26 protein-coding genes are annotated in these 23,766 nt (G+C 43.1%); 20 read left to right on the forward strand and 6 right to left on the reverse strand.

All coding sequences use genetic code 11. From position 1 onward, the window contains the following. Nucleotides 1–7: 7 nt before the first annotated feature. Nucleotides 8–1,606, reverse strand: a complete 1,599-nt coding sequence (locus PCC7418_RS12945) for a DUF3352 domain-containing protein (protein ID WP_015226637.1) — start codon at nt 1,604–1,606, stop codon at nt 8–10. A gap of 312 nt (nt 1,607–1,918) precedes the next feature. On the opposite strand from PCC7418_RS12945, the gene rpmI reads away from it, so the two are divergent. The 14 genes from rpmI to moeB all read left to right on the forward strand — a co-directional run bounded on the left by rpmI (nt 1,919) and on the right by moeB (nt 10,669). Further along, the gene (gene rpmI / locus PCC7418_RS12950) at nt 1,919–2,119 is read left to right on the forward strand and encodes a 50S ribosomal protein L35 (protein WP_015226638.1); all 201 of its coding nucleotides are present in this window, start codon (nt 1,919–1,921) and stop codon (nt 2,117–2,119) included. A 33-nt stretch (nt 2,120–2,152) separates the two neighbouring features. Beyond that, nucleotides 2,153–2,503, forward strand: a complete 351-nt coding sequence (rplT, locus tag PCC7418_RS12955) for a 50S ribosomal protein L20 (protein ID WP_015226639.1) — start codon at nt 2,153–2,155, stop codon at nt 2,501–2,503. 19 nt (nt 2,504–2,522) lie between these two features. After that, nucleotides 2,523–3,332 (forward strand): transporter substrate-binding domain-containing protein, encoded by an 810-nt coding sequence (locus PCC7418_RS12960; protein ID WP_015226640.1) that lies wholly within the window; start codon nt 2,523–2,525, stop codon nt 3,330–3,332. 93 nt (nt 3,333–3,425) lie between these two features. Next, a complete protein-coding gene (locus PCC7418_RS12965) occupies nt 3,426–3,980 on the forward strand; it encodes a tetratricopeptide repeat protein (protein WP_015226641.1) in 555 nt (184 codons plus the stop codon). Between the two features lie 9 nt (nt 3,981–3,989). Beyond that, nucleotides 3,990–4,634, forward strand: a complete 645-nt coding sequence (locus PCC7418_RS12970) for a bifunctional 4-hydroxy-2-oxoglutarate aldolase/2-dehydro-3-deoxy-phosphogluconate aldolase (protein WP_015226642.1) — start codon at nt 3,990–3,992, stop codon at nt 4,632–4,634. An 83-nt stretch (nt 4,635–4,717) separates the two neighbouring features. After that, the gene (locus tag PCC7418_RS12975) at nt 4,718–5,086 is read left to right on the forward strand and encodes a rubredoxin (protein ID WP_015226643.1); all 369 of its coding nucleotides are present in this window, start codon (nt 4,718–4,720) and stop codon (nt 5,084–5,086) included. 538 nt (nt 5,087–5,624) lie between these two features. Next, nucleotides 5,625–6,632, forward strand: coding sequence for a photosynthesis system II assembly factor Ycf48 (locus tag PCC7418_RS12980; protein WP_015226644.1), 1,008 nt, complete (start codon nt 5,625–5,627; stop codon nt 6,630–6,632). Nucleotides 6,633–6,711: 79 nt separating this feature from the next. Next, nucleotides 6,712–6,957, forward strand: coding sequence for a cytochrome b559 subunit alpha (psbE, locus tag PCC7418_RS12985; protein WP_015226645.1), 246 nt, complete (start codon nt 6,712–6,714; stop codon nt 6,955–6,957). A gap of 24 nt (nt 6,958–6,981) precedes the next feature. Beyond that, the gene (gene psbF, locus PCC7418_RS12990; RefSeq protein WP_015226646.1) at nt 6,982–7,116 is read left to right on the forward strand and encodes a cytochrome b559 subunit beta; all 135 of its coding nucleotides are present in this window, start codon (nt 6,982–6,984) and stop codon (nt 7,114–7,116) included. 9 nt (nt 7,117–7,125) lie between these two features. Next, a complete protein-coding gene (locus PCC7418_RS12995) occupies nt 7,126–7,248 on the forward strand; it encodes a photosystem II reaction center protein L (protein WP_015226647.1) in 123 nt (40 codons plus the stop codon). 54 nt (nt 7,249–7,302) lie between these two features. After that, nucleotides 7,303–7,416 (forward strand): photosystem II reaction center protein J, encoded by a 114-nt coding sequence (locus PCC7418_RS13000; RefSeq protein WP_015226648.1) that lies wholly within the window; start codon nt 7,303–7,305, stop codon nt 7,414–7,416. Nucleotides 7,417–7,525: 109 nt separating this feature from the next. Then, nucleotides 7,526–8,728 (forward strand): argininosuccinate synthase, encoded by a 1,203-nt coding sequence (locus PCC7418_RS13005; protein ID WP_015226649.1) that lies wholly within the window; start codon nt 7,526–7,528, stop codon nt 8,726–8,728. 151 nt (nt 8,729–8,879) lie between these two features. Further along, nucleotides 8,880–9,359, forward strand: coding sequence for a Mov34/MPN/PAD-1 family protein (locus tag PCC7418_RS13010; protein ID WP_015226650.1), 480 nt, complete (start codon nt 8,880–8,882; stop codon nt 9,357–9,359). A 149-nt stretch (nt 9,360–9,508) separates the two neighbouring features. After that, the gene (moeB, locus tag PCC7418_RS13015; RefSeq protein ID WP_015226651.1) at nt 9,509–10,669 is read left to right on the forward strand and encodes a molybdopterin-synthase adenylyltransferase MoeB; all 1,161 of its coding nucleotides are present in this window, start codon (nt 9,509–9,511) and stop codon (nt 10,667–10,669) included. 677 nt (nt 10,670–11,346) lie between these two features. Here moeB and PCC7418_RS13020 read toward each other — a convergent pair. Continuing rightward, the gene (locus PCC7418_RS13020) at nt 11,347–13,383 is read right to left on the reverse strand and encodes a WYL domain-containing protein (RefSeq protein WP_015226652.1); all 2,037 of its coding nucleotides are present in this window, start codon (nt 13,381–13,383) and stop codon (nt 11,347–11,349) included. Nucleotides 13,384–13,713: 330 nt separating this feature from the next. Between PCC7418_RS13020 and PCC7418_RS13025 the strand changes: the two genes are divergently transcribed. Beyond that, on the forward strand, nt 13,714–14,586 hold the full coding sequence (locus PCC7418_RS13025) for a 6-carboxytetrahydropterin synthase (RefSeq protein ID WP_015226653.1): 873 nt from the start codon (nt 13,714–13,716) through the stop codon (nt 14,584–14,586). Here PCC7418_RS13025 and prmA read toward each other — a convergent pair. Both prmA and serA read right to left on the reverse strand, forming a co-directional pair. After that, nucleotides 14,583–15,494 carry a 50S ribosomal protein L11 methyltransferase gene (prmA, locus tag PCC7418_RS13030; RefSeq protein WP_015226654.1) on the reverse strand — a complete coding sequence of 304 codons (912 nt, stop codon included), beginning with the start codon at nt 15,492–15,494 and terminating at the stop codon, nt 14,583–14,585. The genes PCC7418_RS13025 and prmA overlap by 4 nt on opposite strands. A gap of 89 nt (nt 15,495–15,583) precedes the next feature. Then, nucleotides 15,584–17,164: a phosphoglycerate dehydrogenase gene (serA, locus tag PCC7418_RS13035; protein WP_015226655.1), complete on the reverse strand. Its 1,581-nt coding sequence runs from the start codon at nt 17,162–17,164 to the stop codon at nt 15,584–15,586. Between the two features lie 335 nt (nt 17,165–17,499). Here serA and PCC7418_RS13040 point away from each other — a divergent pair, with 335 nt between their 5' ends. From PCC7418_RS13040 to PCC7418_RS13060, 5 genes are all read left to right on the forward strand, one after another. Then, nucleotides 17,500–18,009 carry a hypothetical protein gene (locus PCC7418_RS13040; RefSeq protein ID WP_015226656.1) on the forward strand — a complete coding sequence of 170 codons (510 nt, stop codon included), beginning with the start codon at nt 17,500–17,502 and terminating at the stop codon, nt 18,007–18,009. Nucleotides 18,010–18,172: 163 nt separating this feature from the next. Continuing rightward, nucleotides 18,173–18,556: a hypothetical protein gene (locus PCC7418_RS13045; RefSeq protein WP_171814915.1), complete on the forward strand. Its 384-nt coding sequence runs from the start codon at nt 18,173–18,175 to the stop codon at nt 18,554–18,556. A gap of 71 nt (nt 18,557–18,627) precedes the next feature. Next, nucleotides 18,628–19,407, forward strand: a complete 780-nt coding sequence (locus PCC7418_RS13050) for a photosystem II S4 domain protein (RefSeq protein WP_015226657.1) — start codon at nt 18,628–18,630, stop codon at nt 19,405–19,407. Between the two features lie 57 nt (nt 19,408–19,464). Next, a complete protein-coding gene (locus PCC7418_RS13055) occupies nt 19,465–21,309 on the forward strand; it encodes an ABC transporter ATP-binding protein (protein WP_015226658.1) in 1,845 nt (614 codons plus the stop codon). An 89-nt stretch (nt 21,310–21,398) separates the two neighbouring features. Continuing rightward, nucleotides 21,399–21,896, forward strand: coding sequence for an ureidoglycolate lyase (locus tag PCC7418_RS13060; RefSeq protein WP_015226659.1), 498 nt, complete (start codon nt 21,399–21,401; stop codon nt 21,894–21,896). Nucleotides 21,897–22,144: 248 nt separating this feature from the next. On the opposite strand, the gene PCC7418_RS20615 is transcribed toward PCC7418_RS13060, so the two are convergent. Continuing rightward, nucleotides 22,145–22,312 (reverse strand): hypothetical protein, encoded by a 168-nt coding sequence (locus tag PCC7418_RS20615; RefSeq protein WP_015226660.1) that lies wholly within the window; start codon nt 22,310–22,312, stop codon nt 22,145–22,147. Nucleotides 22,313–22,631: 319 nt separating this feature from the next. Continuing rightward, nucleotides 22,632–23,696, reverse strand: a complete 1,065-nt coding sequence (locus tag PCC7418_RS13065) for a THUMP domain-containing protein (protein WP_015226661.1) — start codon at nt 23,694–23,696, stop codon at nt 22,632–22,634. Nucleotides 23,697–23,766: the final 70 nt, after the last annotated feature.

The raw sequence follows: 23,766 nt of genomic DNA on the forward strand, positions 1-23,766 counted from the left end.
GCTTTGGCTATTTCCTCTCGGTTGCCGTAGATTCTAGAGATAAAAACAGATCGATTTGACGCAAAGAGGGTTTTGGTTGAGATGCTGTTAGTGCGATCTGTCGGATCGAGTTGAGGGTTGCTTTCGCTTCTGGAGAAAGATTTTTGAGCGGTTGCTGAGGAATCGTTTCTAAAAGAGTCATCCCTTGCTGCATATCAAGGTAGATGTAGCCAAAATTGGTCTCTGGTAACTGTTGCGCGATCGCGCTGAATTGCCTACTATTTTTTAAAGCCCTTTCTCCTTGTTGTTGGGCAAAAATCCGAAAGGGTGTCCCGACTGTGACCATTAGCCGTTCATCTTGTAACCAACCGTAACTCAGAAGTGGTTGCTGTGAGGGATCTTCCCAAGTGGTAATTGTTGTATTCCCTAAAGTTTCCGTTTCTTGGTCTAGAAAGGGATTTTTGGCTGCGATTTTACCCAGTTTCGCCAGTGTTTGTTCCCCTACCTCTCGCTGACTGGATTGGATTAAAATTCCACCCGCAAGGGGGAGATTAGGAAGACTGGATTCTTCGGTTGGAAACAGCGCGATCGCGTACTCGCCATCTAACCAAGAAAACACATCTTGATCTAAATCCAGATCCCAAGATTTTGCCCAACGACGCATGACCGATAAACCGATCCCTAACACAGGATTGTCTTCACTCTGACGTACCACCTGCGACCAAACTTGATCCAACTGATGACCATTGATGACAGCAAGTGTGCTATCTGGAAACTCTGAAAGTAATTGACTGTCATTGGGAGAAAGGCTTAAAAAGTTAGTTTCTGCACTCAGGGCTAAAGTTTGCAGATGCAATCCTTCTGCTTCAAAAGAAACGCCCATAACCGCCGATTCAATGATATCTAAACCTGAGCCAGAAAAATTATTTCCCAGCCATTGGGTGTAATTCCTAAAGTAAACTTGTGCTGCGGGATTCTCTAAGTTTAAGCCTTGGGATAGTAGTTTTTGCACCCCTTCGTCACTAGCAAAAGCAGGGTCACCTTGAGCGGTATCAATCGTCTGTTCAATTAGGTTTCCTTGTTGAGAAAAAAGGACATAACCTTGTAACATTGCAGCACTGGCGCGATCGCCCTGGGCTGTTTTCACTTCTGTAATCGTAACGCCTTTGTATTGACGTTGCCTAACTTCTGTTTCTTCATTACTCTCTAAAGAACGTAAAAAGTTTCCCGCTTTTAAAGAATTTGTAATTCCCGCAATGAGCAAAACATTTTCTTCTTGAGAAAAAGGATTGATGGAGGGAAAATTAGCAATCGCTATTCCACTTAGCCAAGGGGCAACATCTTCTTCATAATCAATATTAGCATCAGGGAGGAATTCTTGTTCTAACTCTTGCAGAGAACTTTGCCAAACCGCTTGGGCTTCTGTTGTTCCATATTGTTCTAATTCCGACCAAACTTCGGGATCAGTCTCCATAAAAAGCATCGTTGAAGCACTTTCTGGTAATATTTTCGCGCTCGCTTGTGGCGTTAACCGCTTACCAACAATTAAACGAAAATAACCATAAATCCCCCCTGCAATTAACAGCAGTATAATTCCCACTAATGTAATCCGTTTTTTATTGAACATCTTTTTACTCTTTTGTTATTTGTTCTTCGTTCTTTGTTCTTCGTTCTTTGTTCTTCGTTCTTTGTTATTTGTTCTTCGTTCTTTGTTATTTGTTCTTTGTTCTTTGTTATTTGTTATTTATTCCTTGATAACTGGTAACTGGTCACTGGTCACTGGTCACTGGTCACTGGTCACTGATAACTGATAACTGGTAACTGGTCACTAATTACTCGTTTCCCTCAACAGACTTAAAAAACGCAATATAACTATTGCCCGATCGCGCTGAATTGACTTATAATAGTAGGCTGTGTCAAAAAAATATGATTCAAAACAATGCCAAAGCTCAAAACCAACCGTGCAGCAGCAAAGCGGTTTCGCACCACTGGAAGTGGTAAAATCCGTCGTCGCAAAGCCTTTAAAAACCACCTCCTACAACCAAAAACGACCAAGCGCAAGCGGACATTATCAAAATTAACCATTGTTAATGAAAGAGACGAGGACAACGTTCGTCAAATGTTGCCTTATTTGAAGTAAATTGAATCATATCATCAAGGGAAATTATTATTTATGTCACGAGTAAAAAAGGGGAATGTCTCCCAGAAACGACATAAGAAAATTCTAAAGTTAGCCAAAGGATTTAGAGGCGCACATTCTAAACTTTTCCGCACCGCGAATCAGCAGGTCATGAAAGCCCTGCGCCATTCCTATCGCGATCGTCGTCGTCGCAAGCGTGATTTTCGTCGCTTATGGATTGCGCGGATTAATGCTGCGGCGAGACAAAACGGAATGAGTTATTCTCAACTGACAGGTCAACTGAAAAAAGCAGACATTCAACTCAATCGTAAAATGTTAGCAAACTTAGCAATGCTCGATCCTGAAGCATTTGCAAAAGTTGTGGAAACAGCTAAGCAAGCCTAAGCGTTGGTGGAGTCAAGTCATGAGACAAGTGAACTCGGTTTCTTGGGGAAGCCGAGTTTTAAATTTAGGATCGCGGTTGCTGATAGCGGGTGTGCTGTCTTTTCTCCCCCTCCGCGCAACAGCAGCAGAATTAGCAGAAATTGAGGCGAGAGGACATCTTACCATAGCGGTTAAGGATAACCTCCGTCCGTTGGGATTTGAAGATGCACAGGGCAATTTAAAGGGGTTTGAGATTGATTTAGCGCGACGATTAGCCCAAGAAATTGTTGGCGATCCCAATGCGGTGCGTTTACAACCTGTGATGAATCGGGATCGTTTAGATGTCGTATTAATAGGAGAGGTAGATTTAACGATCGCGCACGTCAGTCAAACCTCAGCGCGATCGCGCCTTGTTACCTTTAGCCCGCATTATTATCTCAATCGCATTGCATTGGTTACAAAAGACCCCAATCTGAATGTTTTAAGTGAGGTCAAGCAAGGAAAAATAGCCGTTTTAAATCAATCCAGCGCGATCGCGGAAGTGAGATTTCGTCTCCCCCAAGCCCAACTCATCGGCGTTAACTCTTATCAAGAAGCCCTTTCTCTTCTCGAAGCAGGAGAAGCTGTTGCATTTGCAGGAGATGAGACCGTTTTGGCAGGATGGATTCAAGACTATCCTCAGTATAATTTACTCTCAGAACGAATGGGTGGCGAAGCCCTAGCGGTGGTCATGCCTAAAGGTTTACAATATTCTCCCTTGCACCAACTTGTCAATGAAACCATTCGTCAGTTAAAGCAATCGGGATGGTTGCAACAAAAAGCTGAAGAATGGGGACTCAGTTATCAGTGACCAGTTACCAGTGACCAGTTACCAGTTATCAAGGAATAAATAACAAAGAACAAATAACAAATAACAAATAACAAATAACAAATAACAAATATCATGCAAGACAATCTTCTTCTTTTATATTTATCACTCTTAGTTTTACTTTTAGCGGGGGCGGGTTTCTTTCTCTTTCGTCAAATCTGGAAAACCCGCAGTAAAGAAAATCGTATTTCTAAATTGCAGAAATTAGCGAAAAATAAAGAAGCAACGGCTAAAGATTACTATGAATTAGCAAGCCTTTATTTAGACAAAAAATTATATGTTCAAGCGACAAAAATATTACAGCAAGCTCTCAAATTCAAAGATATTGAACCCGAAAATCGAGCGTTAATTTATAATGCCATGGGTTATGCTTACTTTACACAAGAACAATCGGATTTAGCGATTCGTCAGTATAAAGAAGCGATTAAACTTTATCCTGAATATGTGGTTGCTCTGAATAATTTAGCGAATGCTTATGAACAGAAGAAATTAATTGCACAAGCGATTGAAGTGTATGAAGAAGCCCTGCAATATGAGCCTGAAAATAAAACCGCAAAACGGCAACTCGAAAGACTCAATAAACGGTTTGTGAAAGAACCAAAAACGGAAGAAAAAACCTCAAAAGAATAAGTAACTGTGATGGCAGAAAATTGGCTAGAAATAGTCAAACAAGAACAGGTAATTGCTGTGATTCGGGCGTTTCCAAAAGCAGTCGGGAAACAGTTGGCGCAAGCAATGGAAAAAGGGGGGATTCGTTTAATTGAAATTACTTGGAATAGTGATCAACCAGAACAATTAATCCCAGAATTACGGGCTGAAATGCCTGATTGTATCATTGGGACAGGGACGATTTTAAATGAAGAGGAATTAAACCGCGCGATCGCGCTCGGAGTACAATTTATCTTCACTCCTCACGTCAACCCTCAATTGATCGCCACAGCAAACGCCCATAACATTCCCATCATCCCAGGTGCATTATCTCCCACCGAAATTATCACGGCTTGGCAAGCAGGGGCAACCGCAGTTAAAGTCTTTCCCGCACAAGCAGTCGGCGGAGTGAATTATATTAAAAGCCTACAGGGTCCTTTAGGAAAAATTCCCCTTATTCCCACAGGTGGCGTTACCCTAGAAAATGCTCAAGGCTTTCTAGATGCTGGAGCGACAGCAGTTGGCTTATCCTCCCAATTATTTCCGAAATCATTAATCAGCGCCGAAAATTGGGACGCAATTACACAACGAGCCTTAAACTTAAAACAAACCTTATCCTTTAGGGAGGCTCTCTGACAGTGCACTGGTAGTTGTTCCACTGAACAGATAGGATTTTATGCGATAATTTGTAACAGCATTCTCATAAACTTTCTTGAACCATGACTGAGCCTACTGAAGAACAACCTCTCCCTAAAACAGAAAAAACCCTCGCGGAAACTGCACCATCGCGCTATGAGTGTCGCAGTTGTGGTTATGTCTATGAACCGAATAAAGGGGATAGTAGTCAAAACATTCCCGCCGGAACAACCTTTGAAGAATTACCCTCCCAATGGCGTTGTCCCGTATGTGGGGCGAGACGCAATGTCTTTACTGATGTGGGGGCTGTTGACGCGCCATCAGGCTTCCAAGAAAACCTTTCTTACGGTTTCGGTGTCAATCAGTTAACGCCCAGACAGAAAAATCTTCTGATTTTTGGAGCTCTAGCTTTGGGATTTTTAATGTTTATGAGTTTTTATGGTCTCGGTTAAGAAGCCTTCAAAAGGTCACAAAACCTGCTAATCTGATGGAGTTTGCCCATAAGTGGCATGACCTTCTATTCTCCTGAACCATTTCCTAACGAATGTCTTTATGCAACGCAGTTAGTCTATCAAAAAGGGAAGTGGTACGGTATCTTTCCAGAATGTCGAGAGGAAAGCTGCACTGAAACTGATTCTGTAATCGCACTTGACCCAGGTGTCAGAACTTTTTTAACGGGTTATGACGGCGATAGAGTTCTAGAGGTCGGCGAGAGAGATCTTGGACGAGTTAACCGACTCTGTACACATCTCGACGACTTACTAAGCCGAATTGCCAAGTGTAATTCTAAAAGAAAGCGGTTTAAGTGGCTACACCGTACACCGAGATTGGAATGGCGCTCGTAACATAATGTTGCGGGCTTTGGCGGCAACGCCCTTTACTCTTACGAGTAATGCTATACCTAGCTTAAGTTTACTAAACTATGAGTAGATTTAAGAAGGTTAAATGTTGCACATACTCTAACGTGACCCAATTTTGAAACAATAAATTATGAGTATTTTGTTAAGGAATATTAAGCAAATTGTCTTATGGAGCGCGATCGCGCTGCTGACGGTCAGTTGTAGTCAAGTCCCCTCCACAGAATCAAACCCGTGGCGAGTCTTGGAAAACTTACCCACAGAACAAACCCTTTTGGATATTGACTTTACTGGCAATCCAGACCAAGGTTGGATGGTAGGAAACCAAGCCACGCTGTTAAAAACAGAAGATGGGGGAGACACTTGGCAGCAAGAAGAATTACAACTGGGAGAGGAAAAATTAGATTTTCTCTCGGTGAGTTTTAAGGGTGAAGAAGGCTGGATTGTCGGTGAACCTTCGATTCTCCTTCATACCACAGATGGCGGAGAAAATTGGTCTCGCATTCAACTGAGTGAGAAATTACCAGGAGAACCGTATAGTATCATTGCCCTTGGGGAAAACTCTGCGGAGATGACCACTAATGTCGGTGCGATTTATCAAACCAACAATGGTGGCAAAAACTGGGAAGCCCTCGTGGAAGAAGCGGTTGGAGTCGCACGGAATATTTCTCGCTCTGAGGATGGGAAATATGTGGCGGTTTCGGCTCGCGGAAACTTCTATTCCACTTGGACACCTGGCGATCAAGCCTGGCAACCCCATGAACGCAATACCTCCCGCCGTGTCCAAAATATGGGCTTTACCCCAGACGGACGGGTGTGGTTACTCGCTCGGGGCGGTCAAATCCAGTTTACCGAATCGGAAGATTTTGACAGTTGGCAAGATCCCGAATATCCTGAATTTTCTAGTGGGAAAGGCTTACTGGATATTGGCTATCGCAACTCAGATGAACTCTGGGTTAGTGGCGGTAGTGGTGACTTATTCCTGCGCTCGGAAACCGAGGGCGTTTGGAAAAAAGACCGTGACGTGCAGCAAGTTCCTGGAAATTTTTATCGCGTGAAGTTCTTCAATCCTGAGAAAGGATTTATTCTCGGCGATCGCGGGACTGTGCTTAAATATGAAGGGTCGGTGGATGCTGCGTAAAGAAAACGTGGCAATTGTTAAAACATTTCTTATCATGTATTAATGAACCGTCAGTTTTTGTAAAAGGAGTAAGGATCAAATGGCAGGAGATACAGGTGAACGTCCCTTTGGGGATATTATTACTAGCGTTCGGTATTGGGTGATTCATAGCATTACCATCCCCATGTTATTTATCGCGGGTTGGTTATTTGTCCAAACGGGTTTAGCCTATGATGCGTTTGGAACTCCCCGCCCTGATGAGTATTTCACCAAGCAACGTCAAGAATTACCGATCATTAGTGATCGCTTTCAAGCAAGAGAAGAAGTCGAAGAATTTAATAAGTAAGTATTCTTAACAAGGAGGAGAAACATGACGACCAATCGTCCCAATGAACCCGTAACTTATCCCATTTTTACCGTCCGTTGGTTAGCCGTTCATACCTTAGCTGTGCCTAGCGTTTTCTTTTTAGGCGCGATCGCAGCGATGCAGTTTATTCAAAGATAGGAGCAATTGATGGTAGATCGCAATCAAAACCCTAATAAACAACCGGTTGAACTGAATCGGACTTCCCTGTACTTAGGGCTTTTACTCGTTTTTGTCTTGGGAATTTTATTCTCAAGCTACTTCTTTAACTAAAAGTCATTTAACACTGTTGAAAATTAGTCTAGCCTGATTGAGGAGAAAAAATTTATGTCTGGGAAAATTCCCCTTTGGATTGTTGCCACTATCGCTGGCTTAGGAATTATTGCTGTTGTCGGTATCTTTTTCTACGGTTCTTATGCCGGCGTTGGTTCTGCCGTCTAGATCCGATTCCCGATCGAAAAGACACCGCTAGGGATTCTCTCTAGCGGTTTTTATTTGTTATTGAGATAAAATGACCAGTTAGTCCAATTAAGAAAAATTAATATTTAATATGAGTCGTGCCGAAAAAGTTGTTTTAGCCTACTCCGGTGGCGTTGATACCTCCGTTTGTATCCCCTACTTAAAAGAAGAATGGGGCGTGAAAGAAGTCATTACCCTTGCTGCTGATTTAGGGCAAGGGGAAGATTTAGAACCAATCAAAGAAAAAGCCCTTACGGCGGGGGCTACGGTTTCTCTGGTGGAAAATGCAGTGGAACGCTTTGTCACAGAATTTGCGTTTCCAGCGATTCAAGCGAATGCCTTATACGAAAATCGTTATCCTCTTTCTACCGCTCTAGCCCGTCCCTTGATTAGTCAAATGCTGGTGGAAGCAGCCCATCAACATGGGGCGGATGCAGTGGCTCATGGTTGCACAGGAAAAGGAAATGATCAGGTGCGCTTTGACGTTTCTATTGCAGCTTTAGATCCCGATTTAAAAATTCTTGCCCCAGCGCGGGAATGGGGAATGAGCCGAGAAGACGCGATCGCGTATGGGGAACGCTTTGGACTCCCAGCCCCAGTCAAAAAATCTTCCCCCTATAGCATTGACCAAAATCTTCTTGGGCGCAGTATTGAAGCAGGGGTTTTAGAAAATCCCATAGTCGAACCCCCAGAAGAAGTGTTTAGTATGACCAGCGCCATTGAAGAAACTCCAGACAAAGCGGAATATATTGATATTGGCTTTGAAAAAGGTATTCCCGTCAGTGTTAATGGCATTCAGTATCAACCCGTAGCGTTAATCGAAACCCTCAACGAACAAATTGGACATCATGGCTTTGGTCGTATTGACATGATCGAAAATCGGGTGGTCGGTATTAAATCTCGCGAAATTTATGAAGCACCTGCGCTATTAGCTCTAATTCTTGCCCATCGTGATTTAGAAAGCCTGACCTTAACGGCTGATGTCACGCAATATAAGCGGGGGATTGAAGATACTTATTCCCAACTGATTTATCGGGGGTTATGGTATAGTCCACTGAAACAGGCTTTAGAAGGGTTTATCCAACAAACCCAAGAACGAGTTACAGGAACAGTGCGCTTGAAACTCTTCAAAGGAAATGCAACCATTGTCGGACGTGAATCAGAAAATTCCCTATATGCAGAAGATTTAGCGACTTATGGCGCAGCCGATGAGTTTGATCATAAAGCAGCAGAAGGCTTTATCTATGTTTGGGGAATGCCAGTCCGTGTTTGGTCAAAAGCATTGAAGCATTGACGCTCTCCCCTCAAATCAGATGGAGTCGTGAAAACTTCTCCTTTTTCCGACTCTTACTGATTCTCTTTAACCTTTCCCCTTGACCCTTTCCCCCCACTTCACCAGCCAATTGAATTTTTCAGCAGACCCTTTTTGATAGTTGAGGAAAGCCGTGCTTAAAATCACTCAAGAACAGCAAAAACAAATGTATCGCCATGCCCAAAACACTTATCCAGAAGAGTGTTGTGGGATTTTATTCGGAACGTTTCAACCTCAGGGGACAACGATTGTTACAGAAGTCTGGGAAACGGAAAATGCTTGGGAAGCAGAAAGTCAACGGTTTGAAGCCGTGTGTCCAGAAGCCTCCGATGATGGACTAAGTAAACACAACCGATTTACCATCGAGCCAGCAGTGTTGTTAAAGGCTCAAAAGTATGCTCGCATCAATAATTTAAAGATTGTCGGCATTTATCATTCTCATCCTGATCAGACCACGATTCCTTCAGAATTTGATCGCGCGATCGCGTGGGATACTTATTCTTATCTCATCATGTCAGTACAAGAAGGACAGGTTGTTGATTGTCGCAGTTGGATTTTAGATGAGCAACAACAGTTTCAAGCTGAACAAATTGTAACAGAAAGTTGCCATTAGCCTCAGTCAGCGCTTATCCTAAGAGACTGCACTATCATTTCTATGAGTCAGCAGTGACGTTATGCTACTGAATGTTCACCGCGATTTCTTTCCTTGCCGTAACACAATAGCAGATAAAAAACCAGCACATTATCGGGCGTGAGACTAATATGCTCAATCCAAACTTAGAAGAAATTGAACTCAATAAAGAAGAATACGAACGTTATTCTCGTCACATTATCCTCCCAGAAGTCGGATTAGAGGGGCAAAAACGCCTCAAAGCAGCCAGTGTCGCTTGTATTGGTACTGGTGGATTAGGTTCTCCCCTCTTATTATATTTAGCAGCAGCCGGTATCGGGCGCATTGGTATTGTGGATTTCGATATTGTGGATCGCTCCAACCTACAACGTCAAATCATCCACGGTACGGCAAAAGTAGGTCAACCCAAACTAGAATCAGCCAAACAGCGCATCCTTGATATTAACCCCTTCTGTCAAGTTGACCTTTACAATACCCGCATTAGTTCCGACAACGCCCTTGACATTCTCAAGCCTTATGATGTGGTCGTCGATGGAACAGATAATTTCCCGACCCGCTACCTCGTGAATGATGCGTGCGTCATCCTCGGTAAACCCAATGTTTACGGGTCAATTTTCCGTTTTGAAGGACAAGCCAGCGTCTTCAACTATCAAGAAGGTCCCAACTACCGCGATGTTTTCCCCGAACCCCCACCGCCAGGAATGGTTCCCTCTTGTGCTGAAGGGGGCGTTCTCGGAGTCTTGTGTGGGGTGATTGGTTCGATTCAAGCCACAGAAACCATTAAAGTGATTTTGGGGATGGATACCACCCTCAGTGGGCGTTTGTTGCTTTATAACGCACAAACCATGAGCTTCCGTGAATTAAAACTGCGTCCCAACCCAGACCGTCCTGAAATTAAAGAACTCATTGACTACGAACAGTTCTGTGGGATTCCCCAAACTCAAGAAGAAGAAACGGATGTCCCTGAAATGACGGTGCATGAGTTAAAGCAGTTAATGGAACAAAAATCGGATAATTATGTTCTGATTGATGTCCGTAACCCCAATGAATATGAAATTGCAAAAATCCCTGGGGCGACTCTCATTCCCCTTTCGGAAATTGAAGATGGAAATGGTGTCGATAAAGTCAAAGAAATGACCAACGGTGGGCATTTAATTGCACACTGCAAAATGGGTGGACGTTCTGCGAAAGCCTTGCGGATCTTGAAAGATGCAGGGGTTGAAGGAACAAATCTCAAGGGCGGAATTCGTGCTTGGAGTCAAGAAGTTGATTCTTCTGTTCCTGAGTATTAAAACAGAAACCCGTCATTAGGAAAAAAAGGATAAGGGGTTAACTCCTAGTAGGTAAATTATTGTACATTTCTTGACTTAGCTTTACTTTCATGGTGGAGAGGGAAATGGTCTTAGCATCTCCCTCTCCTAAACGGCTTGCTTTCGCCAATCTGATTTCTCAGTAAAGGGGGCAACGACAAACTTCAAAGGGCTTTTTACGTCTGCAACACGACCTTATAAAGCATCGGTACTTAGTTTAATTACAGACCACAGAGCCAAGTGCTGGCGTTCACCGAAAGGTGTGATCACGAAAAGAAGGTAGCCTACCTTGTTATAGGTTTTTAAGGCTGAGTCTGCACGCTCGTACCTTTCTAGGTCAACAAAAATCGAACCATGTCAATTAATGTCTAGCTTTTAACGAGCGGTTAAGGACAATTATAGTTGCCGTTATGAGGAACTTACTCAAACTTGACCATAGCTTCTAAAAGCCTGATCGAGTCTGATGTCCACTTCCTGCTTCCTTTCCCTTGGATCTTTCCTAGCAACGTCGGCGTTATCTAGTCCACAGGCTAACACGATGTAACTCACCGCTAAAAATGACTTATTCTTTAACTGTCTTGGTTATCGATCAGTTAAACTTAGCCACCCCACGATTATAGTATTTAATTTGACCAACTAAGTTAAGAAATGGTTAACTTTTAACTTTCTGTTAAAAGCCCTTTGCGTTTGAGGTCTTCTCGCAAACTTTCTGGCTTGACCACTTTGGCTTCTCCCCCAAAGCCTAAAATCCAACGGTGTAAGTCTATATCTTGTAATGACCATTGCGGTAAGGAAACGCGAAAGCGATGGGGAAATTTGGGATCTTTAGTTTTACGAAGACTGAATAAAGAACGGTTTTTTCGCATTAAGTCGCGATTCAACGGCTGAGACATTTTCATTTGTCGCAAAGGGAAACGTTGTGTTCCTTCACTGATGAACGGGAAAACCCCATCGCTAAACCACAGTTCAATCAGGACTTCTACTTCTTCGCGTTGGGAGGGGTCACCGCTAAGATATTGTTTTTGCAGCTTGGGGTCATCTCCTAAAAAGATACCGCCAGAAGACTGATATAAATGAATCAGACGCTGTAGAGATTTTTGCTGGACATTGCGCGATCGCGCTTTATTTTGCGGTTTTCCTAAAAAGAGCCGATCAAGTCGTTCAAACTGCAATAAGCCTTTTTTTGCGCCCTCATAGTGTTCAAAGCCCAAATACCAACCGATATTATGAAATACGAGTTGTAAAGGATAAGCCCGAAAAAGAGTTTCTGCTTCGGGATCAAATCTTCCGCCATGGGGAAAACGTCCTAATTCTAATAATTCTCCTTGCGCGATCGCGCTTTCCACTGGTTTCGGATCTTTAGCCAGAGATGAATCAGACAGCATTTGTACATCAACAATATTGCGATTATGAATCGCCCGCACCTGATATTGATCAGAGTCGATTAACTTGGCGGTTTTCATTCGGGTTTCAAATTTCTCATACACTTGCAGCGCGATCGGATCTTCTAGATGTTTGGCTTGGGCTTCTAAAACCTGAAAGACTTTCATTAAATCGGGCTGTGATAAAACTGCTGTCCCTGCAAAATAACCTCGCTTCATCGGAAACTCAGGAAGAATCCCATAGGGTTTTAAAACTTTTTCAATATCTTTACGCAACCGATCGCGCGAATCATCAGTCACCAGATTTTCCTCCCGCATCCGTTCCACAAAACTATTTAATGTTCCCCCTAACTCTTTTTTCCAAATAAACGGTTCTTGAATAATTAAGCGGATGGTTTGAATCAGACGTTGGAACGGTTCTAAATCAGAATAACTGTGGGTGGGTTGATCTGATGAGTCTTGCAAGGAAATTTTGAGATCGCTGCTGAGATCACAATGACCAATAATTCCATTTTCTTCGAGCCAATTTAAGTCTTGCGCGATCGCGCTGGGATCAGCATAAATCGGAGCAACCGCCTGACTCATAAAAGCACAAATTTCATCAATTTCAGTGGGAAATTGTTTCCGACGCTTCCCAATAACGGTCTTGATTGTTTCAGGATCAGTGCTTTGCAAATTTCCGATTCCTGGATAAGTCAAGAGTAAATGAATTAAATACATTAACCGCTCAAAATCCAACAAATCAGAATAGCCGTGGCGAGTAATATTTTGAATCCGATTCTGACGATTAACAACAGTTCGCGAAAATTGTGATCGCTTGTATTCAAATTGATCAACAAGGGATGTTTTTAAGTTTGGATTCAAATCATAGACAGTCGCAAATCCTTCCGCAGCGATGGGCGGAAATGTCTTCAACGCCTCAAACATCCGATGAATCACCTCTTCTGGAACCGACTTCTCTCGCTGCTGATTCCAACGTAAACAAGTTTTGAGCGGGGTTTTGAGATTCCAACCCAACCATTCCACATCTGAATATTGATGGAGATGTTGTAATAACCCAATGCGCCAAGGACGTTTAGCGTTAGTCGCATCGTAAATAACAGGATAACCCGCCTTGAGATGCGTTTTTATTTGCGAGAAAACTTCCGCCTCAATCCGTGACCAGTTTCCTTGGATGGTCGCATCACCGAATAAATCCGCTCGAATCGCATCAGTGGAAACAATCCGATAATTGGGATTGGCTTTCTGAATGGTTGTAGCTAAAGTTGATTTCCCGCTACCAGGACAACCGATAAGAATATGACAGAACATCATTGTTATTTATTATTTGTTATTCGTTCTTTGTTATTGGTTTTTTGTTCACGGATCAAGAGTTACCCCTCTTCATCCTTCTAGCTTGTGACTCTCCCTTCTTGATCACTTATTACTGTAATAGCTTATCGGATAAATATGGCAATGAAAATCATATTTGGTGTTATTTTTTTAAATCACGAGATATCTCGGCGCAAAATCATTAATGACCCTAGGGGAAACAGGGACTGGTTAGTCAAACGCGAACGACCAAGGGATAGATCATCAAATTTCAATGTTTTCATCGCAGAATGTTAAAATTACTTTACAAAAGAACCTTAGCGACTCTTGGCTATGAAATGTGTAATTAACCGTCGCGCCCAGTTTTCAGCAGCGCACCGTTACTGGCTTCCAGAACTCAGTGCAGCAGAAAACCAAGCCAAATTTGGGGCTGGTAGTCAGTTCCCAGGACATGGACATAATTACGTCCTTTATGTGTCTTTAGAAGGCGAAATTGACCAATATGGCATGGTGATGAACCTATCTGAGGTCAAACCCGTCCTCCGTGAACAAATCACCGATCAACTCAATAATTCCTATCTCAATGAAGTCTGGAGTGAGTTTAGCGAAACCCTCCCCACCACAGAAAATCTTGCCAAAGTGATTTGGCAACGTTTAGCACCGTATTTACCTGTTGTTAATATTCGTTTATTTGAACATCCACAACTTTGGGCTGATTATCAGGGAAATAACATGGAAGCATCATTAACTGTCGGAACTCATTTTAGTGCAGCACACCGTCTGGCGCGTCCCGATTTAAGCTATGAAGAGAATTGTAAAATTTACGGCAAATGCGCCCGTCCTCACGGTCATGGACATAATTATCATTTAGAAGTAACCGTAACGGGGGAAATGGATCAACGCACGGGCATGATTGTCAATTTAGAACAACTGCATCATATTTTAGAAGAAGTCGTGGTCGAACCTTTTGATCACTATTTCTTAAATGAAGATATTCCTTATTTTGCTGAAGTGGTTCCCACTGCGGAAAATATTGCGCTTTACATTGCCCAATTATTACAGAAACCAACCGCAGAATTAGGGGTCATGTTAGATAAAGTGAAATTAATTGAAAGCCCGAACAACTCTTGTGAAATTAATTGTCGGTCTTTAGCGGGAAATCTGTCCTCAGAAATGAACCGAGAACCTGCTTTGGCGAATTATTAATAATCATCGTCTTCTGGAGGCTGGCGACGGATATTGAAGCAACACCATTCTTTCCGTCGCCACATTGTCCCCACTTTCCAACCGTGTTTTTCTAAACTATCAGCAATAAGTTGGGCTTTTTCGATTAAAATTCCACTGAGAATGCCCCAAGTATTGGCTTGCGCGATCGCGCTCATTTCTGGAATTAAATCTAAGATAACTTCCGCTAAAATATTGCAAACAATGCCATCAAACCCATTCGGGTACATTTTCAGCAACTGCTTTAAACTTCCCTGTTCTACGGTTAAGCGTTCAGGTTTAATATGGTTAAGATTGCGATTAGAACGGGTGGCGCGAACGGCTAAGGGGTCTGTATCCACTGCATAAGCCTTCTCTGCTCCAAATAATAACGCTGCGATGGAGAGAATGCCCGAACCACAGCCAATATCAGCAATGACCCCGCCCGTATTGCCCAAACTGTAGCGCATTTCTAAAGATTCTAAACACAGTTGGGTGGTGGGATGAACCCCAGTCCCAAACGCGACACCTGGGTCAAGACGAAGAATCACGCGATCGGTTTCTTCAGGCGGAGCAAGCCAAGCGGGATATACTAACGCGCGATCGCCAATTTCTTGCGGATTCCAATGTTTTTTCCAACTACTAGCCCAATCTTGTTCATCAATTAAACCCCAAGTCATACTCGGGAGATCAGTATTCATATTGAGCGCATCTTGACGCAACCAAAGGGATAACGCAGCCAAATCAAGAGGATGGGCTCGCAACTGCGGAAGATAAGCCTTGACTAAAACCCCTTGTTTTTTAGTTTCACTAACGGTTCCCTGACAGCCAAACTTATCCAGTCGCCAGAAGAGGAGTTCCTCTAACGTCGGATGACATAAAATTTTGATTTCCCACCAACTATTAGTCATTAATCATTAGTCATGCGTTATTCGTTATTTAGGAGAATGAGCAATCAGTACAATACTGATTACCCATATCCTTTCGCTATTCTACCCGTTTAGAGTTTAATGGTGTAAGCATCACGAATCCCAGGCACTTTCATAATCTCATCTAAAACGCCTTCAGGTAAAGGATCGTCAATACTGAGTACCATCACTGCATCACCGCGAACAATCTTGCGTCCAACTTGCATACTGGCAATATTGACATTAAAACCGCCCAATAAAGAGCCAATTTTACCAATAATGCCAGGCATATCGCGGTGTAAGGTAAACAACATATAGTTATTGGGGGGAACATTAATCGGAAAACCATCGACATTGGTAATCCGCATTTCCTGATCACTGAGTAATGCTCCTGTTACCGAATGTTCACCGAGAGAGCCTGTAGCTTCCAAACGCAGGGAGCCTGAATAATCATGGACTGACGCATCCTTGGTTTCAATAACGCGAATGCCTCGTTCTTTGGCTTCAATAGAAGCATTAACATAATTGACTCGTTCTCGCAACGCTTGAGATAGTAAGCCTTTCAAAGCAGCAATGACAATCGGTTGACTTTGGCTATCGGTTAATTCGCCTTGCAAACGCACATTCAGTTGTTCCACTCGTCCCCCAGCTAACTGACTGACCAAGTTGCCCAAAGTTTCCGCCAGTTGTAAGAACGGACGTAACTGTTCTAACACATCGGGGTTCAGTCCAGGGATATTCACCGCAGACCGTGCGGGTAAGCCTAATAAGACATCACGAATCTGTTCAGCGACATCCACCGCGACGTTGGTTTGGGCTTCTTCTGTCGATGCACCTAAATGAGGTGTGAGAACAATATTTGATCCCACCTCTCGCAGTTTCGATTCACCAAGGGGTTCTTCGGCAAACACATCCAATGCTGCACCGCCAATCGTACCATTTTCAACGGCAGTCGCCAGAGCTTCTTCATCAATCACCCCACCGCGAGAACAGTTAATAATCCGCGTTGTGGGCTTCATTTTCGCTAAGGCTTCCGCGTTGATTAAATTTTCCGTTTCGGGAGTGCGGGGAATGTGCAGGGTAATATAATCGGCTTCGGTGAAGATAATATCTAAATCCACTAAGCGACACCCCAGTTGTTCTGCGCGTTCAGCAGAAATAAAGGGATCATAGGCGAGTAATTTCATTCCCATCGCACGCGCTACTGTGGCGACATGAGAACCAATTTTACCTAAGCCCACCACACCAAGGGTTTTCTTATAGACTTCCGAACCAATAAAATTTTTCCGTTCCCATTTTTTCTCTTTTACGGATTGGTTCGCTTCTGGGATATGACGAGAGAGAGATAACATCATCGCTAATGCGTGTTCTGCAGCAGCAATGGTATTTCCTTCTGGGGAGTTAACCACCATAATCCCACGACGAGTCGCAGCAGGAACATCAATGTTATCAACACCGACACCAGCGCGACCAATGATTTTAAGCTGGTTTCCCGCCTCGATAACTTCTTCGGTCACTTTTGTCCCTGAACGAACCATCAGCGCATCATATTCAGGGATGGTTGCGACCAGTTCTTCTGGAGAGAGTTTGGTTTTGACATCGACTTGTGCGACCTGCGAGAGAATATCAATCCCAGCTTGATCCACAGAGTCTGAAACTAAAACTTTTGCCATTGGTTATTTAATTTGAAATCAACATAAATAGAGGGTGTGCAACATTTAACCTTCTTAAATCTACTCATAGTTAAGTAAACTTAAGCTAGGTATAGCATTACTCGTAAGAGTAAAGGGCGTTGCCGCCAAAGCCCGTAGCATAATGTTACGGGCACCATTCCAATCTCGGTCCTCTGCTTATGAGTTTAAGGGACATCGGATCATTTTCCAGAGAATCTATATTTTCTCTCAATCATGACCGTAGTGTATCTTTTCATACTTTTGCCCGTTTTGGGAGGGGTGGGGGGTGCGGTAAGATGAAGGCTGGACGGTGCAAGGGATAAGGCGAAGAGATCATGAAATATGTAATTGCTGTTCTTTCTAATCGGATTCAAGCGGAAGATGCTTATACTACGCTTTTGAAAGAAGGCTTAAATCAACAGCAAGTAGAGATGCTAGGGAGAGGCTATAAAACAGCAGATGAGTTTGGCTTGATTAATCCTAATCAGCAAGCGCGAAAACAGATTTTTCAGTTGGGGACTTGGCTGTTTCCTTTCGGTTTTGCTGCGGGCTATGTGTTTAATGTCTTAACAGAAATTTACTTATTTGATTGGGCAGGTCCTGTGGGGAATCATATTATTGGCGGTTTCTTCGGCGCGATCGCTGCTTTGATGGGGGCGTTTTTCGTCGGTGGTGGCGTTGGGATTGCTTTTGGTAGTGGGGATGCTTTACCCTATCGCAATCGCCTTAATGAGGGCAAATATCTGATTGTGGTGCAAGGATCAGAAGCGGTGAACGAACAAGCCACCCGCATTTTACGCCAGTTTAATCCTGAAACTCTGCAAGGCTACGAAGAGAATCAATAATCAGGAACTCAGGTGAGAGGGTAGAATTGTCATTGCTATAACTCCCCTTTCATAACCGATAAAATGAAAGTATCGACTCGGCGAGTCTGGATTAATTTCCTTGCTCTTGTCCCCGGAACCACTCTCACTCTTCTGACCATCGCTGTTGCTTTTTTACGTTTTTATGATGAACAAGACTTCACAATCCTCGGACAAATCACCCAACCTCGACTCTGGAGTAACCGACTCACTGGTGCCCCCCTCTTGGTGGCAGTGGTTAATTTCGGCGTTGAGTGGAACCGTCGAAACCGAGAAACAAATCGCTTGGCTGAAGCTGGAGAAAAAGAGACTGAAGCAAGAGAGCGAGAAATACAGCGCGATCGCCTTCGGCGGTGAGCGAAGCTCAATCGCGCAACAGACGAAGAAAGAAACCGAGCAGATCGAGAAAGAAACCGAGCAGCTGAAGAAAGAAAACGAGCAGCTAGCCGTGCTCGAATCCAAAATCGATGGCTTATTCTCCAAATACAACATCAACTCCAACCCAACGAATCAACCCGAAGAGCCTTAATTGATTTTCTCGCTTTTTTGCAGGAATATGGGGAGTGAGAGTGACCAGTGATCAGTTACCAGAGGGTTGATATGCTACCGAAAGAGGAAATCCTGAGAGGAGTCGAAAACCGAGAAGAAATTACCCGAGTGATTGATATTGCTGAACAAGCGATTAAAACTTGGGAAACCGTTTGTACTGACTTTCTCTCACCTCCAGTGGCGGTGGAAGCCCAAGACAAGTTTTCTCTTCTCACTGAGATTCAATTTATGGTTTGGGGAGGCTATCCGCAAGCGGAACGAGTTCGCATGGGAATCACTCGCGCTGAGTTACCTCTAGACCAGTCACAAGTCCCCATCGCTGCATTAGATGTATCGGGAAACTTTCTCTTTGATACCGCCAACCATCGCGACTTTTTAGGGGCAATTTTAGGCACAGGGGTTGTCCGTCAGAAAGTTGGTGATATTGTGGTTTTAGGGGAACGGGGAGCGCAGATTTTAGTGGTTCCAGAATTAGTCTCGTTTTTAGAAGCGAACTTAAACCAAGTGCGGTCGGTTCCCGTGAAAACCCGAGAGATTGGGTTAGAAGAACTAAAAATTCGTCCCCCGAAAAAGAAAGAAATGACCACCGTCGAAGCCTCCATGCGTTTAGATGCAGTGGGTTCGGCTGCCTTTGGGATGTCGCGGAGTAAAATGGCAAGCGCGATCGCGCAGGGAAATGTTCGGGTTAACTGGAAACCCATCACTCAAGCAAGTCATTCTCTACAAGAAGGCGATCTGATTGCAGTGCAAGGGAAAGGACGGGCGGAAATCGGAGAAGTTTCTATCACCAAAAAGCAACGGTATCGGGTGCAACTGACGCGGTATGTCTAGGGGAAAGTGTTATATTAGCCAAAAATAAGCTATCGAAACTTTCTCACGGAGACACTGATGGGAGATGCAGTTATTGAGGTTCGGAATCTGAAGGTTGAGTTTTTCCCAGAAGAACAACATTTAATTGCGGTTAATGGGATTAATTTTCAAATCCCCCAAGGAAAAACCCTTGGTCTCGTGGGAGAATCGGGGTCAGGGAAATCGGTCACAGCCCTAGCCTTAATGGGCTTAGTGGGAACACCTGGTCAAGTGACGGCTGGGGAAATTTATTTTCAGCCTTCTCCAGATACCCCCCCAGTTGATCTTCTCAAACTTACAGACGCACAACGCCGAGACTATCGCGGGGGGAAAATAGCCATGATTTTCCAAGAACCGATGAGTTCTCTCAACCCAGTTTATAACATTGGGTTTCAAATCACCGAAGCCATCCGCCAACATCAAGACGTTTCTCCCAGTGAAGCCCGACGACAGGCGATCGCGCGGTTACAAGAAGTAAAATTATTACCATCTGATAACACTCTCAAACAAGATTGTCTCTTAGAAGACAACAGCCTCAGCGAAACCGAAGTCAATCATCGCATCAACGAACAAAAACGGGCATTTCTCGAACGCTATCCCCATCAGCTTTCTGGCGGACAACTGCAGCGCGTCATGATTGCTATTGCAATTTCTTGTAACCCTGCGTTACTGATTGCAGATGAACCCACCACCGCCCTTGATGTGACTGTTCAGAAAACGATCTTAAATCTTTTGCGCGATTTATGTCAGGCGCGGGGAATGTCGATGTTATTTATCACTCATGATCTGGGAGTGGTTGCGGAAACCGCCGATCAAGTGGCGGTGATGTATCAGGGAAATCTTGTCGAATCGGGAGATATTGAAAGTCTTTTCACGAATCCTCAACATCCTTATACCAAAGGCTTACTCGCCTGTCGTCCGCGTTTAGACCAAACGTTAACCTATCTCCCAACAGTCAGCGACTTTTTAAATCGAGACGGTGAACTCAAAACGAATCAGCCTCAATCTTCGCAAAATAATCGTATGAGGACAGAGGAAAAAAATTATTCTCTCAGTGAAGATAGTAGTGTTGCTACTGCGCCTTTATTAACAGTGCAAAACTTACAAGTTGGCTTTCCGTTACGGGGAGTTTTTGGACAAGCCAAGCGGTATTTTATGGCGGTGAACGGGGTTTCTTTTGATGTTTATCGGGGAGAAACGTTAGGCTTAGTTGGTGAATCAGGTTGTGGAAAGTCAACACTCGCCCGCACGCTTTTAAAACTTATTTCTCCGCTTCATGGAAAAATTTTCTTTAATGGAGAAAATATTACCAACTGGCAAGGAAAACCCTTACGTCGTCTCCGTCGTCAGATGCAAATTGTCTTTCAAAATCCCTATAATTCCCTCAATCCTCGCTTGACCATTGGTAAAACGATTATTGAACCGCTAAGTATTCATAAACAATATCAAAACTCACGTCAGCGCCAAGAAAGAGTTGCTTATTTATTAGAAAGAGTGGGTTTAAGTCCTAAAGATATGAATCGCTATCCTCATGAGTTTTCAGGGGGACAACGACAGCGGATTTGTATTGCTCGCGCTTTGGCTTTAAACCCTCAGTTTATCATTTGCGATGAATCGGTTTCGGCTTTAGATGTGTCGGTACAAGCGCAAGTGTTGAATCTATTAAAAGAGCTACAACAAGAATTTAATTTAACTTATATTTTTATTTCCCATGACTTAAGTGTTGTCAAATTTATCAGCGATCGCGTGATGGTAATGAATCAAGGAAAAATCGAAGAAATTGGTAGTGCGAAAACGATTTATAAAACCCCAGAAACTGCCTACACCCGCAAATTAATTGATGCGATTCCCACGATTGAAAAACAATTAAATGTGAGTCATTAGTCATTAGTCATTGGTCATTAGTCATTAGTCATTAGTCATTAGTCGTTAGTTATTCTTGAATTCACACTAAGAACACAGGATAAAAAATTATGAAACAAGAACCCAAAACAATAAAAACCCTATTGGCGGAATGGATTACGCCAGCAAGTTTTGCGCCGTATGGACAATTAATTTTACCCGCAGCAGATGGCAAATCTTATGATGAAAATGATGCCCAATTAGACTTAAGTCAAGGACAACCACGATTTTATATTATGCAGTTGAAACAACGGGGAAAACAATTTCATCGGATTACCCGTCATCAGCTTTGTACGCAATGTTTAGGCTCATTAGAAGGGAAAACTTGGCTGTTAGGGGTTGCGCCTCCTAACGCTGATTCTAAGCCAGATACTCAACATTTAAAAGCCTTTCAAATTCCTGGCAATTGTTTTATAAAACTGCATAAAGGAACTTGGCACGCAGGGCCCTATTTTGAAGATGATATAGTGAATTTTTATAATCTGGAATTAAGCGATACCAATGAAGTGGATCATTTCAGCTATGACTTTTTAGAAGCTGAAAATATCACTTGGGAGATTCAAACTTAGTTAATGATGACCTGATTGTATCTATAGCAGTTTTCACGCTTCTTGAGGTACATTCTGAATTTTGGTTCTTCGTTCTTTGTTCTTCGTTCTTTGTTCTTTGTTATTTGTTCTTTGTTCTTCGTTATTTGTTGGTTGTTAATCAATGAACCACGAACCATGAACCATGAACCATGAACATCCACCGACTCGCTTTGTACTTCAACCAACTAGGAAACGCTATATTGAAAATTAAAGTTGAAAGGTGCATTTTATTGATGTTTAGAGGTCAAAGAGTAACTTGAGGTGGAATCATCAAGATTGTCTTGATTAGGAACATTAGCTTGATTGAGAATACTGGCTAACTCAATCAACTCGTCAATCCAGTCACCATTGAGAAAATCAGTTTTGAAGTCTTGTGCGGTTTGTGCGTTGTTCATATCTGTATTACTCTCGTGATTCAAATCTATCAAGGCGCAAACAAAGTCTGAAGTTACAACTAGGGGGCTCGTTGGGTCTTAGTTCGATTTGATCTTAAACAAATCTGTAAGTACACTTAACTTTAAGGTAAGCCCTTTAACGAGTCAAGTAGTTTCTGTGATGTTTCTTTGAAAACGACATTTGTCATTGTAGCATAAAGTTGATCTAAGTCAACAAAGCTATGAGATAAAAAATCGATATGGGTAAACCCCTAGTAAAAGTAACCAAGAAAGCAGACCAGGTGGGTCAATTTTTGCTACCAGTGACAGAGAAATCCTCTCACTGAGATCGGCGATCGCAAATCAAGAGATGAGGGTAGAGTTCCCCTGTGTTCACTAATCGTTCTTCCCGAATCTGAAATGTTTCTCGTTGGGAAATAATTTTCTTAAACGCGCCTCGCCCTTTCCCGACTAGCACAACCAAGCGACCCTCTGGCTGTAAAATTTTTTCAGCACCATATAGGAATTTTTGATACAAGCGATCAAAATTGATCTTAGACCCTAAATGCACCCCATAAGGGGGATTAGTGACGATCGCGTCAAAAAAGCCTGCTGGATAATCTTGCGCTAAATCTCGCGCGTCTCCCTCTTGAATCTGAATCTGATGAGAAAAGTGAGCAGCCCTAATATTTTCTTTAACTCCAGTCACTGCTTCCGCCCATCGATCGCGCCCATAAATGTCTAAATCAGGAAATAGCGTTGCTGCTTCCATTAAAATCGTTCCTGACCCGCAAAACGGGTCTAAGAGTCGTGCTGTTCCCTCTAACTCACAGAGTTGCAACATCGCATACGCCATTGTTGTCTTTAAAGCGATTCGGGGTCGCCAAACTTTTTTCTGACGTTGATCCAGTGCTTCTTGTGTCTCTTGAATACTGACTAAACACAAGCGATCATAAAGATCCACACGCACATTAACATCAGGCTGAGCTAAATTAACCTTTTTCCCGTAACGCTGAATCAGTGCTGATCCTGCGATGCGTTGAACATCCATGGCGCGAAACTCATGCTTTCCATTGCGTTGGGTTGTGACGCGAAAGGTTTTCGCCGTATCCATTTCTGGAAGCTCTAAGGCGAATATTTCTGCATAAATTTGATCGAGATCGGAGAGTTCTGATGTTAGAAAAAAATGATCAATCTGCTGCATAACATGAAATACTGATCGTGCTTTTAAGGCTATCTCCAAAAGGGAAGAATCTGAACTTTCCACTAAAATTTGTCCATCGAGATCGAAGGGCTTTTGCGTAATTTGGGTAATTTCACATCCGATTTTTAGAGCGCGATCGCGCAATTCTTTTTCCACCACATCTTCAATTCCAGCGTGGGTCGTCAAACGCAATTGGATCATATTTTCTCTCAATCATCATAAGGGCTGATCTTAGCGTAATCTGTTACGGATCTATTTTGATCGCTTACAT

Source organism: Halothece sp. PCC 7418, from assembly GCF_000317635.1.
Taxonomy (GTDB): domain Bacteria; phylum Cyanobacteriota; class Cyanobacteriia; order Cyanobacteriales; family Rubidibacteraceae; genus Halothece.

What these genes read in the sequence shown, in the direction of transcription:
- PCC7418_RS12945 (WP_015226637.1), bottom strand. Translation starts at nt 1,606, where the DNA reads ATGTTCAATAAAAAACGGATTACATTAGTGGGAATTATACTGCTGTTA.
- rpmI (WP_015226638.1), top strand. Translation starts at nt 1,919, where the DNA reads ATGCCAAAGCTCAAAACCAACCGTGCAGCAGCAAAGCGGTTTCGCACC.
- PCC7418_RS12970 (WP_015226642.1), top strand. Translation starts at nt 3,990, where the DNA reads ATGGCAGAAAATTGGCTAGAAATAGTCAAACAAGAACAGGTAATTGCT.
- PCC7418_RS13065 (WP_015226661.1), bottom strand. Translation starts at nt 23,696, where the DNA reads ATGATCCAATTGCGTTTGACGACCCACGCTGGAATTGAAGATGTGGTG.
- PCC7418_RS13020 (WP_015226652.1), bottom strand. Translation starts at nt 13,383, where the DNA reads ATGATGTTCTGTCATATTCTTATCGGTTGTCCTGGTAGCGGGAAATCA.
- psbE (WP_015226645.1), top strand. Translation starts at nt 6,712, where the DNA reads ATGGCAGGAGATACAGGTGAACGTCCCTTTGGGGATATTATTACTAGC.
- moeB (WP_015226651.1), top strand. Translation starts at nt 9,509, where the DNA reads ATGCTCAATCCAAACTTAGAAGAAATTGAACTCAATAAAGAAGAATAC.
- PCC7418_RS12980 (WP_015226644.1), top strand. Translation starts at nt 5,625, where the DNA reads ATGAGTATTTTGTTAAGGAATATTAAGCAAATTGTCTTATGGAGCGCG.
- PCC7418_RS12965 (WP_015226641.1), top strand. Translation starts at nt 3,426, where the DNA reads ATGCAAGACAATCTTCTTCTTTTATATTTATCACTCTTAGTTTTACTT.
- serA (WP_015226655.1), bottom strand. Translation starts at nt 17,164, where the DNA reads ATGGCAAAAGTTTTAGTTTCAGACTCTGTGGATCAAGCTGGGATTGAT.
- prmA (WP_015226654.1), bottom strand. Translation starts at nt 15,494, where the DNA reads ATGACTAATAGTTGGTGGGAAATCAAAATTTTATGTCATCCGACGTTA.
- PCC7418_RS13025 (WP_015226653.1), top strand. Translation starts at nt 13,714, where the DNA reads ATGAAATGTGTAATTAACCGTCGCGCCCAGTTTTCAGCAGCGCACCGT.
- PCC7418_RS12960 (WP_015226640.1), top strand. Translation starts at nt 2,523, where the DNA reads ATGAGACAAGTGAACTCGGTTTCTTGGGGAAGCCGAGTTTTAAATTTA.
- PCC7418_RS13000 (WP_015226648.1), top strand. Translation starts at nt 7,303, where the DNA reads ATGTCTGGGAAAATTCCCCTTTGGATTGTTGCCACTATCGCTGGCTTA.
- PCC7418_RS13050 (WP_015226657.1), top strand. Translation starts at nt 18,628, where the DNA reads ATGCTACCGAAAGAGGAAATCCTGAGAGGAGTCGAAAACCGAGAAGAA.
- psbF (WP_015226646.1), top strand. Translation starts at nt 6,982, where the DNA reads ATGACGACCAATCGTCCCAATGAACCCGTAACTTATCCCATTTTTACC.
- PCC7418_RS12995 (WP_015226647.1), top strand. Translation starts at nt 7,126, where the DNA reads ATGGTAGATCGCAATCAAAACCCTAATAAACAACCGGTTGAACTGAAT.
- PCC7418_RS12975 (WP_015226643.1), top strand. Translation starts at nt 4,718, where the DNA reads ATGACTGAGCCTACTGAAGAACAACCTCTCCCTAAAACAGAAAAAACC.
- PCC7418_RS13045 (WP_171814915.1), top strand. Translation starts at nt 18,173, where the DNA reads ATGATGAACAAGACTTCACAATCCTCGGACAAATCACCCAACCTCGAC.
- rplT (WP_015226639.1), top strand. Translation starts at nt 2,153, where the DNA reads ATGTCACGAGTAAAAAAGGGGAATGTCTCCCAGAAACGACATAAGAAA.
- PCC7418_RS13055 (WP_015226658.1), top strand. Translation starts at nt 19,465, where the DNA reads ATGGGAGATGCAGTTATTGAGGTTCGGAATCTGAAGGTTGAGTTTTTC.
- PCC7418_RS13040 (WP_015226656.1), top strand. Translation starts at nt 17,500, where the DNA reads ATGAAATATGTAATTGCTGTTCTTTCTAATCGGATTCAAGCGGAAGAT.
- PCC7418_RS13060 (WP_015226659.1), top strand. Translation starts at nt 21,399, where the DNA reads ATGAAACAAGAACCCAAAACAATAAAAACCCTATTGGCGGAATGGATT.
- PCC7418_RS13005 (WP_015226649.1), top strand. Translation starts at nt 7,526, where the DNA reads ATGAGTCGTGCCGAAAAAGTTGTTTTAGCCTACTCCGGTGGCGTTGAT.
- PCC7418_RS20615 (WP_015226660.1), bottom strand. Translation starts at nt 22,312, where the DNA reads ATGAACAACGCACAAACCGCACAAGACTTCAAAACTGATTTTCTCAAT.